Genomic DNA, 12,556 nt, shown 5'->3' with positions numbered 1-12,556 from the left:
AGTGAGCGCTCGGGCCGACGAGCGACTAACGCGAACGAAGTGAGCGGCAGGAGCGAGGAGTGCTTTTAGCGTAGCTTTTGCCAGCGAGTGGCGGCGAAGCCGCCGCGAGCGCAGCAAAAGGTCCGAGTGCGAGAGGTGGGATTCGAACCGCCCGCAGACGGTCGCTCACTGCGTTCGCGCTGCGTCTGCTGTGCTTCGAATCCCACTTCTCTGCGGCCGCTCGTGGCTGGCGAGCCGACGGAGCGGCTCGCCGGCACTCGCGGCACGGCATGCGAGGGGTGGGATTCGAACCCACGAACCCCTACGGGAGCGGGTCTTAAGCCCGCCGCCTTTGGCCGCTCGGCCACCCTCGCATTACGTCGTGGCGGCCGCGGGGAGAAGTCGGTTACGGTCCTACCAGTCGACGGAGAGCGTGCCGTCGCCGTGGGGGTCGGGCGCGATTTCCTCGTTGGTGCGGCGGTCGACGACGTGGATGACGCCGTCGCCTTTCTTCGCGGGGCAGGCGTCGGCGGCCGCGATGTTGTGGTCTAAGTCGTCCTCGTCGAAGAAGTACGAGACGGGCTTGCCCATGCCGGAGGTGATGTCCATCTCCCAGTTCGCCGAGACTTCCGCGCACTTGCCCGCGCCGAAGCACTTGTTCGCCTCGAAGACGAGCTTGTAGGGCTTCTCGTCGACTGGCGGGGCGTCGCTCTCGCCGATGTCGCTGGGGTCGACGGCGTCGGCGTCGTCGGTCATACGCAGAAATTAGTGCCGGAGGGCTTTGAACTGTCGGTCCGCGGAACGCGTCAGTCGTGAATCTCGACGGATTCGAGGACGACGTCGCGCTCGGGCTGGTCGTTGCGGTCGGTGTCGACGCTGCCGATGGCCTCGACGACGTCCATGCCGTCCGTGACCTTCCCGAAGACCGCGTGGCGGTCGTCGAGGTGGGGCTGGGCGTCCAGGGTGATGAAGAACTGGCTGCCGTTCGTGTCCGGGCCGGAGTTCGCCATCGAGAGCACGCCGGCGTCGTCGTGGCGGAGGTCGTCGTGGAACTCGTCCTCGAACTCGTAGCCGGGGCCGCCGCGGCCGCTCTCGGTGGGGTCGCCGCCCTGAATCATGAAGCCCTCGATGACGCGGTGGAACGCGACGTCGCGGTACAGCGAGTCGCCGCGAATCTCGCCGCTCTCGGGGTCCTCCCACGTCTTCGTGTCGGGCGCGGGGTCGGCGCCCGCGGCGGGGTCGTCCTTCGCGAGCTTGACGAAGTTCTCGACCGTCGTCGGCGCTCGCTCGTCGTACAGCTCGACCTCGATGTCGCCCTCGCTCGTGTGGAGGGTCGCCTTCTTGGTCATACTACGGAGAACGCCGTCGCGCCGGATAACGCTACCTACTCAGAACGAGCAGAGGTCCGCGAGCAGGCTCTCCGCGCGCCCGCTGGCGATGACTTCCTCGGCCGCCTCGATGCCCTCGTCGAGGGAGTCGACGTCCTCGCCGGCGTACATGCGGAGCGCGGCGTTGAGCTTCACGGCGTCCGCGAACTGGTCGCGGCGGTCGCCCGCCAGCACGTCCGCCGTGATTTCGGCGGAGTCAGCGGCGACGTCCTCGACTTCGAGGTCCGCGCTCTCGATGTCCATGCCGTACTCGTCGGTCTCGATGGTGAAGTCCTCCAGTTCCTCGCCCTCGGACCACTCCGCGACCGTCGTGGAGCCGGGGCGGACGTCGTCGTAGCCCTCCATCCCCTGGAACATCAGCACGCGGTCGAAGCCGACGTCCTCGCTCTCGCGGGCGGTCTCGACGACCTTCTTCGCGAACGCGAGGTGGTAGAACGAGCCGAGGTGGGTGTCGGCGTTCGCGGGGTTCGCGAGCGTCTCGACGGTGTTCACGAACGTCCGCACGCCCATGTTGTCGCGGCGGTCCCAGAGCGCGTCCACGACGGGGTTGAAGTTCGGCTGGTAGTAGAACCCGAAGCCGTGCTCGTCGACCATCTCGGCGGACTCCTCGGGTTCGAGGTCCGTGCGCACGCCGAGTTCGTCGAGGACGTGCTTGTAGGCGTCCTGTTTCTGCGTGGGGACGCGGTCGCCGGAGTGGACGACGACCGGCGTACCGGCGGCCGCGGCGACGACGCCCGCGGCGACGCCCAAGATTGCGGAGTCGCCTTTCCCGTCGTAGTTCGCGCCGCAGTCCACGGGGTCGGCGTCGGGCTCGGCGGCGACGACGCTCTCGCGGCGCATCACGTCCACGTACGCGCCGAGTTCCTCGCCGTCGTTGCGCTTCCAGCGGTTCGCCAGCCAGAACGCGCCCAGCGTCGTCTGGTCGGGCGTCAGGTCGAGGATGCGCTCGAAGGCCTCCGTCGCTTGCTCGCGGGTCATGTCCTCGGCGGACTTCGGCCCGGAGCCGACAACTTCCGTCATCAGGCGCTGCAGCGGCCACTCGCCGTGCGAATCGCTCATGTCGAATCGTTGCGTCTCCACCGGCGTAAATCCACCCGATTCCGGCGGCCGCGAACCGGTAAACAGTAGCCGACGCAGTGCCAACCGACGGGTAATGGCTGCCGCCGACTGGCGCGAACGCGTCGACGACGTGGACGCACGCCTCATCGACGAGTACCAGAGTGGGTTCCCGATTCGGGAGCGCCCGTTCGAAGCCGTCGCCGACGACCTCGGCGTCACCGAAGCGGCGGCGCTCGAACGCGTCGAACGCCTCTACGACGACGGCGTCTTCCGACGGTTCGGCGCCGTCCTCAACCCCCCGGTCATCGGGTCGTCGACGCTCGCCGCGGTGCGCGCGCCCGCCGACCGCTACGACGAGGTCGCGGAGGTCATCAACGGCTACCGGCAGGTCAACCACAACTACCGCCGCGCCCACGCGTACAACCAGTGGTTCGTCGTCACCGCGGGCAGCCGCGAGAAGCGCGACGAGATTCTCGCGGAAATCGAGGCCCGGACCGGCTGCGAGGTGCTGAACCTCCCGATGCTCACCGACTACTACATCGACTTGGAGTTCCCGGTCGTGAACGGCGACCGATTCGCTCGGGAGAGCCTCGACAGCACGGAGGTCTCCGCGACCCGCATCAGCGAGAGCGCGGCGGGCGACCTCTCGACGCTGGACGCCGACCTCCTGCTCGCGATTCAGGACGGCTTCCCGCTGTCGCGGACGCCGTACCGGGACGTCGCGGACGCCATCGGCGCGCCCGTCGAAGACGTTCTCGACGCCACTGAGCGCTTGCTCGCGGACGGCTGCATCAAGCGCGTCGGCTGCGTCGTCAACCACGTCGTCACCGGCTTCGACGCCAACTGCATGGTCGTCTGGGACGTCCCCGACGACGAACTCGACGAGCGCGGCGTCGAGGTCGGCCAGCTCCCCTACGTGACGCTCTGCTACCACCGCCCGCGCCGCCCCGAGCAGGACTGGCCGTACAACCTCTTCACGATGATTCACGGCCGCGAGAGCGACGCCGTCGACGAGAAAATCGACGAGCTCGCCGCCGACTACCTCCCGTTCGACCACGAGCGCCTCTACTCCGAGGAGACGCTGAAGCAGACAGGGGCACGCTACGACGACCTCGTCGGCGAGTAGGAGTCGCTCACGCGGGAGCGCAGAGAGAATCCGATGGCGTCCGGCGGCGCGGCCGGTGGTTCCGCGGCTACTCGCGCGCGGTCGTGAACAGAATCGGCGCGACGACGAGCAGCGCGACGCCGAGGAACCGGTACGTGAACGGGTCGCCGCCGAGCTGGGAGGCGGGCGTCACGAAGAAGATGACGCCGAAAAGCGACGCGTTCAGAGCCACGACCTTCCGGGAGCCGAGTGGGATGCTGCCGACGATGGACAACGCGAACAGGACGAGGAGCGCGTGCCCGACGTGGTAGCTCACGAGGAAGTCGTCGACGAGGGGCAGCGGTGTGAACGCCATTGCTGGCTGGATTTCGCCGCGAAATCCCCTTTAAGGTTCCGTTCCGCCGCCCGGACCGGTGAGGTCCAGCGGGCGAATCCAGCCGTACCACACGACCAGCGCCATCGACGCGTAGCCGACGCCCCACACGACCGCGCCCGCCGTCTCGAAGCCGGCCTGATGCAGGAAGTAGTCCGCGACCCCGGGGAGCACGACCCCCGCGGCGATGACGAGTCCGAGCGCCACGCGTGAATCCATACGCCGGGGTTCGCGCTCCGGCCGCGTCAAAGCCCCGGTTCCGCGCTCGCACCGCTGGGCGGTCTCACGTCGCCGGACACTCCCCGTGCCGACGGCTACGCGGCGTTCACGGAACGAAGGTGCTGGCTGCGACGTGCGTCGCGACGCGCCAGCGGGGACACTGTAACCCGCGTCGTCGAGGCCGAACGAAGTGGGGGCGTTCGGGGGAAGTCGGCCTCGACGACCAGCGGGGGAGGGGACCAACGGGCACCGGGGTGGGGTCGGCGCCCACCTTCCTGTACCCGCCCACCCCTACTCAAAGCGGCGCGCAGTCGCAGCGCGTGCAAAAACCCTACTCGACGAGCTGGCGCGCCATCCACTCCTCGCTGGCCTGCCCGAGCATCGCCTCCCAGTCCGGGAACGACGTGCGCGCCGCGACGTACTCGTCGAACGCCGCCTCGTCGATGGCCGCGAAGTCCGACCGCGTCGCCACCTCCCACTCGCTGTCGTCGAGGAACCCCCGGAACGTCGCCGCCTCGGTGTGTCGCCGCATGAAGTTCGGCGTGAACAGCTCCCCGAGCGCCGCGTCGTCCTCGCTCAACGCCGCCGCCCGCTCGTGGAGGTCGTCCACGACCTCGGATACGTCGTCGGTCATGGGTGAGTAGTGGCGGTCAGAGCGCAAAACGGTTCGGGAGAACAGCCACTCCTACGCGAGTGATATCACGGAGGAATTGGAGTGGGCCAGTCCGGATTTGAACCGGAAGCTTCCACCTTATCAGAGTGGCGCTCTACCTAATTGAGCTACTGGCCCGAACGCATCCCGACGTTTGCCGCTGGTACAATTAAGGGTTTCCTTTCTACAGCGCGCCGTCGTGCGTTACCGGGTGTCGGCGTCGTCGCCGTCCTCGAATTCCACGTCGTAGGCGTCCTCGTCGAGGTCGATGGTGTCGTCGTCGCTGCCGCCCGCTGCGCCCGGGCCGAACGGCCCACCGCCGCCGTTGCCGCCCGCGCCGGCGAACGGCCCGGCGTCGCCGTCGTCGCCGCCGGGGAAGCCGAACGTGTAGACGTTCCCGGTGGCGAACCCGCCGGTCTTCGAGTCGAGCTTGGGCTTGATGACCCACTCCTTGACGGCGTACCGGAACGGGTAGCGCGTCAGCGGGAACACCAGCAGGAAGCCCAGCGCGTCCGTCAGGAGGCCGGGGGTGAGGAGGAACGCGCCGGCGGCGATGAGCAGGCCGCCGTCGACGAGTTCGTCGGTCGGCGTCTTCCCTTGCGCGAGCGCGCGCTGGATGCGTCGGAGGGTGTGGCGGCCTTCCGCGCGCACGAACAGCGTGCCGAGCAGGGCGGTCAGGACGACGAGCGCGACCGTCACCTGCCAGCCGACCTGCCCCGCGACGAACACCAAGAATAGGGCGTCCGCCAGCGGGACGACGAGCAGCGCGAGGAACAGCCACCGGACTCGGGGCATACGCCGGGGTAGCCGACGGCGATTCATAGCCTTTCTGTTGGGCGGGGCGGCGCTCGCCCGTGTCGAAACGGTTTCCCGGGTTCGCCGCGCAGCGAACGTATGGACGAGTCCGCCGACGCGACGCGCGTACAGTGGCGCGAGTGGGGCGAGGAGGCCTTCGCGGAGGCCGCCGACCGCGACGTGCCGCTGCTGGTGTCGCTGGTAGCGTCGTGGAGCGACTGGTGCCGGCAGATGGACGAGCGCACGTACGCGGAGCCGCGCATCGCCGCGAACGTCAACGACGACTTCGTGCCGGTGCGCGTGGACGCCGACCGCCACCCGCGCGTGCGGGAGCGGTACAACATGGGTGGGTTCCCCTCGACGGTGTTCGTGACGCCTAACGGCGACCACATCGCGGGCGCGACGTTCCTCGAACCGGAGGGGTTCCGGCAGGTGCTCCAGCGCGTCCGCGAGACGTACGACGAAAAGGGCGAGGACGCGGGCAACGCGCCGCGGGCGCTCCGCGGCGGCGAGCCGCCGGTCGGCCCCGTGAACGCCGACATCGAGCGGCTGCTCGCGGGCCAGCTCGGCGAGCAGTTCGACGGCGAGCACGGCGGCTGGGGGACCGACGAGAAGTTCCCGCTCCCCGCCACAGTCGAGTTCGCGCTGAAGCGCGAGCGCGACCAGGCGCTACGCACGCTGGATGCGGTCCGCCGGAACCTCGCGGACGACGTGGACGGCGGGTTCTTCCGGTTCGCGCACGGCCGCGACTGGTCGGACCCCCAGCGCGAGAAGGTGCTCGCGGAGAACGCCAGCCTCCTGCGGGCGTTCGCGTCGGCGTACCTGCACACGGGCAGCGAGGACTACCGCGAGCCCGCCGAGCACACCATCGACTACGCGACGGGCACGCTGTGGACGGGCGAGGCGTTCGGCGGGAGTCAGGCCGCCGGCGAGTACTTCGAGCAGTCCGCCGACGAGCGGGCGAGCCACGCCGAACCTCCCGTGGACGAGACGGCGTACGCGGACGTGAACGCGCTCACCGCGGACGCCCTCCTGTCGTTCGCGGCGTACACCGACGACGACACCGCGACCCGGTACGCCGAGCGCACGCTCGACTACCTCCGGGAAACGCTCGTGGACGGCGCGACCGTCCGGCACTTCGACGAGCCAGACGCCCCCACGGGCTTGCTCGCGGACCGCGCGCGCGTCGTGCAGGCGTTCGCGACGGCCGCGCAGGTGTTGGGCGGCGACTACCTCGACACCGCCGTCACCGTCGCCGACGCCGCCATCGACGACCTACAGGACGCGACGGGCGCGTTCCTTGACGGCCCGCTGGAGGGCGCCGGCCTGCTCGACCAGCCGCTCCGACCAATCGACGACACCGCCGTGATGGCGGACGCGCTAGTGGACCTCCACTACCTCACGCGGGACGCCCGCTACCACGAGGCCGCGTCGGACGCCGTCGGTGCGTTCGCGGGCGCCGCCGAGCGCATGGGGCCGCAGGTCGCGGCGTACGGCACCGCCGCCTCCCGCGTCGTCAGCGACCCGCTCGTGGTCGAAGTCGCCGACGAGGCCGGCAGTGACCTCCACCGCGCCGCGCTCCGCATGGCCGACCACGAGAAGGTCGTCGTCCCCGACGCCGACGGCGAGTCGGGGACCGCGTGGCTCGTCGAAGCCGACGGCACCAGCGACGCCGTCGACTCCCCGGAGGCGCTGGCGGACCTCGTCGCGAGCACTCAATAGCGCTCGGGAGGCCACCACCGCCCACCGAACCCCTCTAAATCGGGTTTCAAGGTGGTTCGCGCCCTCGCTTTTGGTGATGGCTCGCGAGCAATCCGACGCCACGGTCCCCCTCGACGAACTGCTCGACGAACTCCCGTACATCGAGGCGCGGCCGCCGGACCCGCCCGAGTGACTGTCCGCCCGTAAACTGGCGCAGTGTTTTTCACGCCGGCTCTCGAACCGACGACGAGATGGCTGACTTGAGGGACCTCGGCCTCTCGGAGTACGAAGCCAGCGCGTACCGCGCGCTCCTCCGAACCGGGCCGGCAACCGCCAAGGAGTTGTCCGAGGAGAGCGGCGTCCCGATGGGCCGCATCTACGACGTGCTCGGCAGCATCGAGTCACAGCACCTCGTGCGCAGTCAGGCCGCCAGCCGCCCGAAGAAGTACGTCGCCGTCGAGCCCGACACCGCCCTCGACCGCCTGCTGGAGGACCGCAAGCGCGAGCTCCGCGAGAAGGCCGACCAGTACGAGGCCGTCGTCGACGAGCTCGAAGCCGACCTCCAGACCCCCTCCGAGCCCGAGGAGGGGTTCTGGACGGCCGCGCTCGGCCCCGACGACTCGCTCGACCTCCTGCTGGAGCGCATCGACGCCGCCGACGACTCCGTCCGGCTGGTCGCGGGCTTCGAGTCCACGAGCTTCGAGGTCGCGGACACCACCAGCCGCATCGTCGACCACCTCGAAGACGCGCTCGAACGCGGCGTGGACGTCTCCGTGCTCATCTCACAGGAGCTGTCCTCGAACATCCCGGAGGCGGTCAACGAGCGCTACGTCGCCGTGCTCGCCGAACACCCCGGCTACGAGGTCCGCATCGGCCCCACCGTCGAGGGCAACGTCACCATCGTCGACGACGCCGAAGTCTGTCTGGAAGTGACCAACCCGGTCGAGCCCGACGAGTCGTTCGCGATGATAGACCTCCACGACTCCACGTTCGCCGCCGACGTCTACGAGGTGTTCGCGGAGACGTGGACCGACGCCGCGACGCTGGACTGACCGCCGCCCCGTTTCTTTTCGCCGCTCGCGTAACAGACGAAATACGTATCCGTGGTCGATATCGACTAGCGCACGTGCAAACCACGCGGTCGCTGTACGTCGTCGCCGGTATCACGCTCGTTCACCTCGCGTGGGCCGCGTGGCTGGCGGTCGCGTCCCCGGAATCGCTGCTCGCGAGCCCGTGGTCGCTGGCCGGCGTCGCGGTCGTCGGCGCGCTCCTGTTCGTGCTCGTCCCGGTTTTCTTCGCCGCGCTGTACGTGGACGCTGGCGCCGTCGCGGCCAGCGGCGCGCCGTGGTCGCCGGACCGCCGGCTCTGGGTCGGCGGCGGCGTCCTCCTCGTCGCGGCCGCGTACGTGACAGTCCACTCGCTTCTCACCGGCGTGGTCGGCGCCGCGTACCTCCTCAAGCGCGCTCGCGTCGCCTCCCTCTACAGCCCGGAGCACGCCGTCGCCGAGGCCGCCGAAACGCCCGCCGCGAGCGACAGCCGAGCCGAGCAGTCCGTCGCCGGCGTCGCGGTCCACGTCGTCGTGCTCGCCGTGTTCGGCGCCGCGATTGCGCTCTCGGGCTCCCCGAGGGTCGGTCTCGCCGCGGCCGCCGTCGCCGCGGCGCTCGCGTACGCTACCAGCGAGCAGTCGTTCACGCGAGCGAACGCCGGTCACGCCCTCGACTGGTATCTCTCCGTGCTGGCATTCAACGTCGCGTCGACGCTCACGCTCGCCGCGGGCGCCGACGACGGCCACGTTCTCGGCTATGCCGTCTCCGGGCCGTTGCTCCCCGAACCGTACGCCACCGCGGTCGCCCTCCTGGGCCTCGCGCTGTTCGTGCTGTCGGCGCTCAGTTGGGCGGTGACCGTCGCGTTCGCCGTCGTCGCCGCGGTGCAGGCCGCCCGCGGGACCGCGTGGTCGTACCCGCTCGCCGCGGGGTTCGTCGCGCGACTCGCTCGAACCGAGAGAACAGACTGACCGCCGCCGCTTACTCCCCGTTGACTTCCTGCTCGAGCGCGCCGAACTCCGCGACGCGCTCGGCGTGGGCGTTGTGCTGGTGGATGGACTCGTCGTTGGACTGCTTCATTGTCACCACCGCGTCGTCGTCGAGGTGGTCGAACTCCGCGACGACGCCCTCCGCCATCGAGCGCACGCAGTCCTCCACGAACTTCGCGTTCGCGTGCGCGGCGTAGGTCATGTGGTCCTCGTCGGGGCGCTTCGCGAGGTTGTAGATGCGCGCGCTCATCGAGTCCCGCGCGACGTCCACGACGTCCATCAAGTCCACCTCGGGGTCGCCGGAAGTCTCGATGGTGAGCGTCGCGTGCCCGCGCTGGCTGTGCCCGGCCTGCGGGACCTCCTGCAGGAACTCCCGGACGTCGTCCTCGCCGACGCCGAGGTCAGCGAGCTTCTCGCGGGCGGTCTGACTCATCATCTGCTGGCTGCACGGGCAGACGGTCATGCCGACGACGCGGGCGCCGATCTCCTCGCGGGTCGGCTCGCCCTCCTCGGCGGTCGCAGACGCGACGATGTCCACGGTGCCCTGCGTCGGCAGGCCGCTCGCGGGCGTCTCGTCCTGAATCATCAGCTCCGCCTCCATCTCGACGGTGGCCGTCGTCGTGTACTCGTGCTTCTCCAGCAGGCGCTCGGCGGTCTCCCCGCACATCTCCTCGACGCGGTAGACGGGTTCGGAGACGGCGTCTTCGAGGGTCTCGTCGATGACCTCCATGTTCCGGCTCATGTCGATGCCCTTCCGGCCCTGCGGGAGGTCCACGTACACCTCGAACTCCGCGGTCAACACGATGGGGCGCTTGTCCTCGCGGGCGATTTTCACGAGCTTCTCGACGCCCGTCACGCCGACCTGACTCAACCCCACTGCAACCTCCGGCTCCGTCGCCTGCACGTCCGGCAGCTGCTTGCTCATTGCCCCGCAATACGGCTGGTGGCTCACTAACCCTTTCCGTTCCGGCGACCCGCTCCCGTTCGCCGAGCCGCTACTTGAGCTTGTTCAGCGCTTGGAAGAAATCCGAGTCCGGGCCGGCGACGCGCGCGGGCTCGTCGGCCGCCTCCACGGTGATCACCTCGGGCGTCTTCACGCGCTGTCGGTTCGACCCGTCGCTGGAGACGACCGCGTACTCCGGGCCGTCCACGCGCACCGTCACCTCGCCGCCGACCGGCGTCAACAGCGGCGGCATCGCCTCCTCGGCGCACATCCCGGTGACGACGAACGCGTCCACGCCCGGCTGCACGAGCGGGCCGCCCTCGCTGAGATTGTACGCGGTGCTCCCGGTGGGCGTCGCAATCAGGACGCCGTCGGCGTGCGTCGCCTCGAACAGCGACCCGTCCACGCGCACTTCGAGGTCGATGCCGCGGCCGTGGCCGCGCTGGTCGCCCTGAATCACGACCTCGTTGAGCGCCGGCGTCAGCGACCACTCGCGCTCCCCCGACGCCGCCGCCCGCGGCACCTCCCGGTGGCGCACCTCGTCGGTCTCCCTGTAGCGCTCGACCTCCCGGCGGACTGCCGCGACGGCGTCCTCCGGCGCGACCGCGTTCAGGAAGCCGACCTCCCCGAGGTTCACGCCCAGCACCGGTGTCGACCCCGCGCCCCGCGCCGCGAACAGGAACGTGCCGTCGCCGCCGATGCTCACCACGAGGTCGCAGGCGTCGAACTCCGCGACCTCGTGGCCGTCGCCGTCGAGTGCGTCCGCCGTCGCCGTGTCCAGCCACACCTCCGCGTCCTCGCCAGCGAGCATCTCGCGGACGTCCGCGGCGAGATACGCGGCCCGCGAGTTCCCCCGCTGTGCGACGATTCCAACGCGCATACGCCCACTCGGGGTGCCGCACTTGAAAAACCCGCGGGCGGCGGAAACTACTTTTCGCTGTGACCCGACCACCCCGACATGGAGCCGACGGCGCAGTGCGCCGCGGTACGGAGGCGTCATCGTGGCTGACGAGGACGACGAAGACTGGTTCGAGAAAGCCTTCGAAGAGGAAACCGAGACGGACAGCGACGAGGAGCCGTCCGACGCCGAATCGGAGGCGCCGACAGCCGAGCCGCTGGAGTCCGAATCCGGTGAGGAGACAGCCGAATCGAAGGAGTCGTTCGGCGAGGAAGCGCCGGACTCCGACGAGCCGACCGAGGAGTCGCCGACGCCGGCCGAGCCCGAGGAGGGAGCCGAGCCGGGTCCCGAGAGCGAGGTCGACGACTTCGCGGCGGCGTTCGGCGGTGGCGGTGAGCCCTCGGGCGGCGAGGACGACGACCTCTTCGAGGACGACTTCGCGGCCGCGTTCGGCGGCGGTGGCGGCGCCGGCGCTGCCGCGCCGGGCGGCGAGGACGACTTCGGGTTCGACCTCGACGGCGACGTCGGCGCGGGCGGTCCCGGCGGCTTCGAGGAGGAAGAAGAGTACGACTCGGACATCCCGCGCATCGACTTCGGCATCGAGGGCCTCGACGAGATGGTGCAGGGCGGCGTCCCCGAGCGCTCGCTCATCGTCGCCATCGGCGGCGCCGGCACCGGGAAGACCACGTTCGGCCTCCAGTTCCTCCACGAAGCCATCCAGAACGGCGAGCGCGCCGTCTACATCACCTTAGAGGAGTCCCGCCAGCGCGTCGTCCAGAGCGCCACCGAGAAGGGCTGGGAGTTCGACCGCCACACCGAGGAAGGCAACCTCGCCGTCATCGACATCGACCCGATCGAGATGGCCAACTCCCTCACCAGCATCCGCAACGAGCTCCCGCGGCTCGTCGAGGAGTTCGGCGCCAGTCGCCTCGTCCTCGACTCCGTCTCCCTGCTGGAGATGATGTACGACGACCAGTCGGTGCGCCGCACCGAAATCTACGACTTCACGAAAGCGCTCAAGGACGCCGGCGTCACCACGATGCTCACCAGCGAAGCCTCCGAGGACAACCCCTTCGCCTCCCGCCACGGCATCATCGAGTACCTCACCGACGCCGTCGTCGTCCTCCGCTACATCCGCCCCGAGGACTTCCGGGAGACGCGGCTCGCCGTCGAGATTCAGAAGATTCGGGACGCCAACCACTCCCGCGAGACCAAGCCCTACGAGATTACCCACCAGGGTATCTCCGTGTATCGGCAGGCGAATATCTTCTAGCGCACGTTTTGCGCTGCGCTCGGCGGCTTCGTCGCCTCGTCTGCTCACGGGCGCTACGCGCCCGTTCACACGGCCAGCGGGACCTTCGGTCCCGCTCGGCTCGGCAAAAGCTACGCTAAAAGCACTCCTCCTTCGCTCC

14 protein-coding genes and 2 tRNA genes are annotated in these 12,556 nt (G+C 69.6%); 5 read left to right on the top strand and 11 right to left on the bottom strand.

What is annotated here, in order from left to right:
- Nucleotides 1–270: 270 nt before the first annotated feature.
- From ABSL23_RS02030 to ABSL23_RS02015, 4 genes are all read right to left on the bottom strand, one after another.
- Nucleotides 271–353, bottom strand: a tRNA-Leu gene (locus ABSL23_RS02030).
- A 40-nt stretch (nucleotides 354–393) separates the two neighbouring features.
- Nucleotides 394–735 (bottom strand): ferredoxin, encoded by a 342-nt coding sequence (locus ABSL23_RS02025; RefSeq protein ID WP_353634568.1) that lies wholly within the window; start codon nucleotides 733–735, stop codon nucleotides 394–396.
- Between the two features lie 50 nt (nucleotides 736–785).
- The gene (locus ABSL23_RS02020) at nucleotides 786–1,328 is read right to left on the bottom strand and encodes a peptidylprolyl isomerase (RefSeq protein WP_353634567.1); all 543 of its coding nucleotides are present in this window, start codon (nucleotides 1,326–1,328) and stop codon (nucleotides 786–788) included.
- Nucleotides 1,329–1,367: 39 nt separating this feature from the next.
- Nucleotides 1,368–2,426: an anthranilate phosphoribosyltransferase gene (locus ABSL23_RS02015; protein WP_353634566.1), complete on the bottom strand. Its 1,059-nt coding sequence runs from the start codon at nucleotides 2,424–2,426 to the stop codon at nucleotides 1,368–1,370.
- A 94-nt stretch (nucleotides 2,427–2,520) separates the two neighbouring features.
- On the opposite strand from ABSL23_RS02015, the gene ABSL23_RS02010 reads away from it, so the two are divergent.
- Nucleotides 2,521–3,552: an Lrp/AsnC family transcriptional regulator gene (locus ABSL23_RS02010; protein WP_353634565.1), complete on the top strand. Its 1,032-nt coding sequence runs from the start codon at nucleotides 2,521–2,523 to the stop codon at nucleotides 3,550–3,552.
- 67 nt (nucleotides 3,553–3,619) lie between these two features.
- On the opposite strand, the gene ABSL23_RS02005 is transcribed toward ABSL23_RS02010, so the two are convergent.
- The 5 genes from ABSL23_RS02005 to ABSL23_RS01985 form a co-directional block, all read right to left on the bottom strand.
- The gene (locus ABSL23_RS02005; protein WP_059057604.1) at nucleotides 3,620–3,886 is read right to left on the bottom strand and encodes a hypothetical protein; all 267 of its coding nucleotides are present in this window, start codon (nucleotides 3,884–3,886) and stop codon (nucleotides 3,620–3,622) included.
- A 30-nt stretch (nucleotides 3,887–3,916) separates the two neighbouring features.
- Nucleotides 3,917–4,123 (bottom strand): hypothetical protein, encoded by a 207-nt coding sequence (locus ABSL23_RS02000; protein ID WP_059057603.1) that lies wholly within the window; start codon nucleotides 4,121–4,123, stop codon nucleotides 3,917–3,919.
- 331 nt (nucleotides 4,124–4,454) lie between these two features.
- A complete protein-coding gene (locus tag ABSL23_RS01995) occupies nucleotides 4,455–4,757 on the bottom strand; it encodes a hypothetical protein (RefSeq protein WP_353634564.1) in 303 nt (100 codons plus the stop codon).
- A gap of 82 nt (nucleotides 4,758–4,839) precedes the next feature.
- Nucleotides 4,840–4,913: transfer RNA gene (locus ABSL23_RS01990), tRNA-Ile, on the bottom strand.
- A 66-nt stretch (nucleotides 4,914–4,979) separates the two neighbouring features.
- Nucleotides 4,980–5,570, bottom strand: a complete 591-nt coding sequence (locus ABSL23_RS01985; protein ID WP_353634563.1) for an FxsA family protein — start codon at nucleotides 5,568–5,570, stop codon at nucleotides 4,980–4,982.
- A 99-nt stretch (nucleotides 5,571–5,669) separates the two neighbouring features.
- Between ABSL23_RS01985 and ABSL23_RS01980 the strand changes: the two genes are divergently transcribed.
- From ABSL23_RS01980 to ABSL23_RS01970, 3 genes are all read left to right on the top strand, one after another.
- A complete protein-coding gene (locus ABSL23_RS01980) occupies nucleotides 5,670–7,292 on the top strand; it encodes a DUF255 domain-containing protein (protein ID WP_353634562.1) in 1,623 nt (540 codons plus the stop codon).
- A gap of 230 nt (nucleotides 7,293–7,522) precedes the next feature.
- Entirely contained in the window at nucleotides 7,523–8,323 is an 801-nt protein-coding gene (locus ABSL23_RS01975) for a TrmB family transcriptional regulator (protein WP_353634561.1), read from the top strand.
- 74 nt (nucleotides 8,324–8,397) lie between these two features.
- Entirely contained in the window at nucleotides 8,398–9,285 is an 888-nt protein-coding gene (locus tag ABSL23_RS01970) for a DUF4870 domain-containing protein (RefSeq protein ID WP_353634560.1), read from the top strand.
- Nucleotides 9,286–9,295: 10 nt separating this feature from the next.
- On the opposite strand, the gene mptA is transcribed toward ABSL23_RS01970, so the two are convergent.
- The gene (mptA, locus tag ABSL23_RS01965; protein WP_353634559.1) at nucleotides 9,296–10,228 is read right to left on the bottom strand and encodes a GTP cyclohydrolase MptA; all 933 of its coding nucleotides are present in this window, start codon (nucleotides 10,226–10,228) and stop codon (nucleotides 9,296–9,298) included.
- 70 nt (nucleotides 10,229–10,298) lie between these two features.
- Nucleotides 10,299–11,126: an NAD(+)/NADH kinase gene (locus ABSL23_RS01960; RefSeq protein ID WP_353634558.1), complete on the bottom strand. Its 828-nt coding sequence runs from the start codon at nucleotides 11,124–11,126 to the stop codon at nucleotides 10,299–10,301.
- 118 nt (nucleotides 11,127–11,244) lie between these two features.
- On the opposite strand from ABSL23_RS01960, the gene ABSL23_RS01955 reads away from it, so the two are divergent.
- Nucleotides 11,245–12,417 (top strand): KaiC domain-containing protein, encoded by a 1,173-nt coding sequence (locus ABSL23_RS01955; protein ID WP_353635396.1) that lies wholly within the window; start codon nucleotides 11,245–11,247, stop codon nucleotides 12,415–12,417.
- Nucleotides 12,418–12,556: the final 139 nt, after the last annotated feature.

The organism is Halobacterium sp. NMX12-1, assembly GCF_040435975.1.
Taxonomy (GTDB): Archaea; Halobacteriota; Halobacteria; order Halobacteriales; family Halobacteriaceae; genus Halobacterium; species Halobacterium hubeiense.
This window is presented reverse-complemented; position numbering and strand designations above follow the sequence as displayed.

Excerpts from the sequence above, each read along its gene's own strand:
- ABSL23_RS02025 (WP_353634568.1), bottom strand. The coding sequence starts at position 735 with ATGACCGACGACGCCGACGCCGTCGACCCCAGCGACATCGGCGAGAGC.
- ABSL23_RS02020 (WP_353634567.1), bottom strand. The coding sequence starts at position 1,328 with ATGACCAAGAAGGCGACCCTCCACACGAGCGAGGGCGACATCGAGGTC.
- ABSL23_RS02015 (WP_353634566.1), bottom strand. The coding sequence starts at position 2,426 with ATGAGCGATTCGCACGGCGAGTGGCCGCTGCAGCGCCTGATGACGGAA.
- ABSL23_RS02010 (WP_353634565.1), top strand. The coding sequence starts at position 2,521 with ATGGCTGCCGCCGACTGGCGCGAACGCGTCGACGACGTGGACGCACGC.
- ABSL23_RS02005 (WP_059057604.1), bottom strand. The coding sequence starts at position 3,886 with ATGGCGTTCACACCGCTGCCCCTCGTCGACGACTTCCTCGTGAGCTAC.
- ABSL23_RS02000 (WP_059057603.1), bottom strand. The coding sequence starts at position 4,123 with ATGGATTCACGCGTGGCGCTCGGACTCGTCATCGCCGCGGGGGTCGTG.
- ABSL23_RS01995 (WP_353634564.1), bottom strand. The coding sequence starts at position 4,757 with ATGACCGACGACGTATCCGAGGTCGTGGACGACCTCCACGAGCGGGCG.
- ABSL23_RS01985 (WP_353634563.1), bottom strand. The coding sequence starts at position 5,570 with ATGCCCCGAGTCCGGTGGCTGTTCCTCGCGCTGCTCGTCGTCCCGCTG.
- ABSL23_RS01980 (WP_353634562.1), top strand. The coding sequence starts at position 5,670 with ATGGACGAGTCCGCCGACGCGACGCGCGTACAGTGGCGCGAGTGGGGC.
- ABSL23_RS01975 (WP_353634561.1), top strand. The coding sequence starts at position 7,523 with ATGGCTGACTTGAGGGACCTCGGCCTCTCGGAGTACGAAGCCAGCGCG.
- mptA (WP_353634559.1), bottom strand. The coding sequence starts at position 10,228 with ATGAGCAAGCAGCTGCCGGACGTGCAGGCGACGGAGCCGGAGGTTGCA.
- ABSL23_RS01960 (WP_353634558.1), bottom strand. The coding sequence starts at position 11,126 with ATGCGCGTTGGAATCGTCGCACAGCGGGGGAACTCGCGGGCCGCGTAT.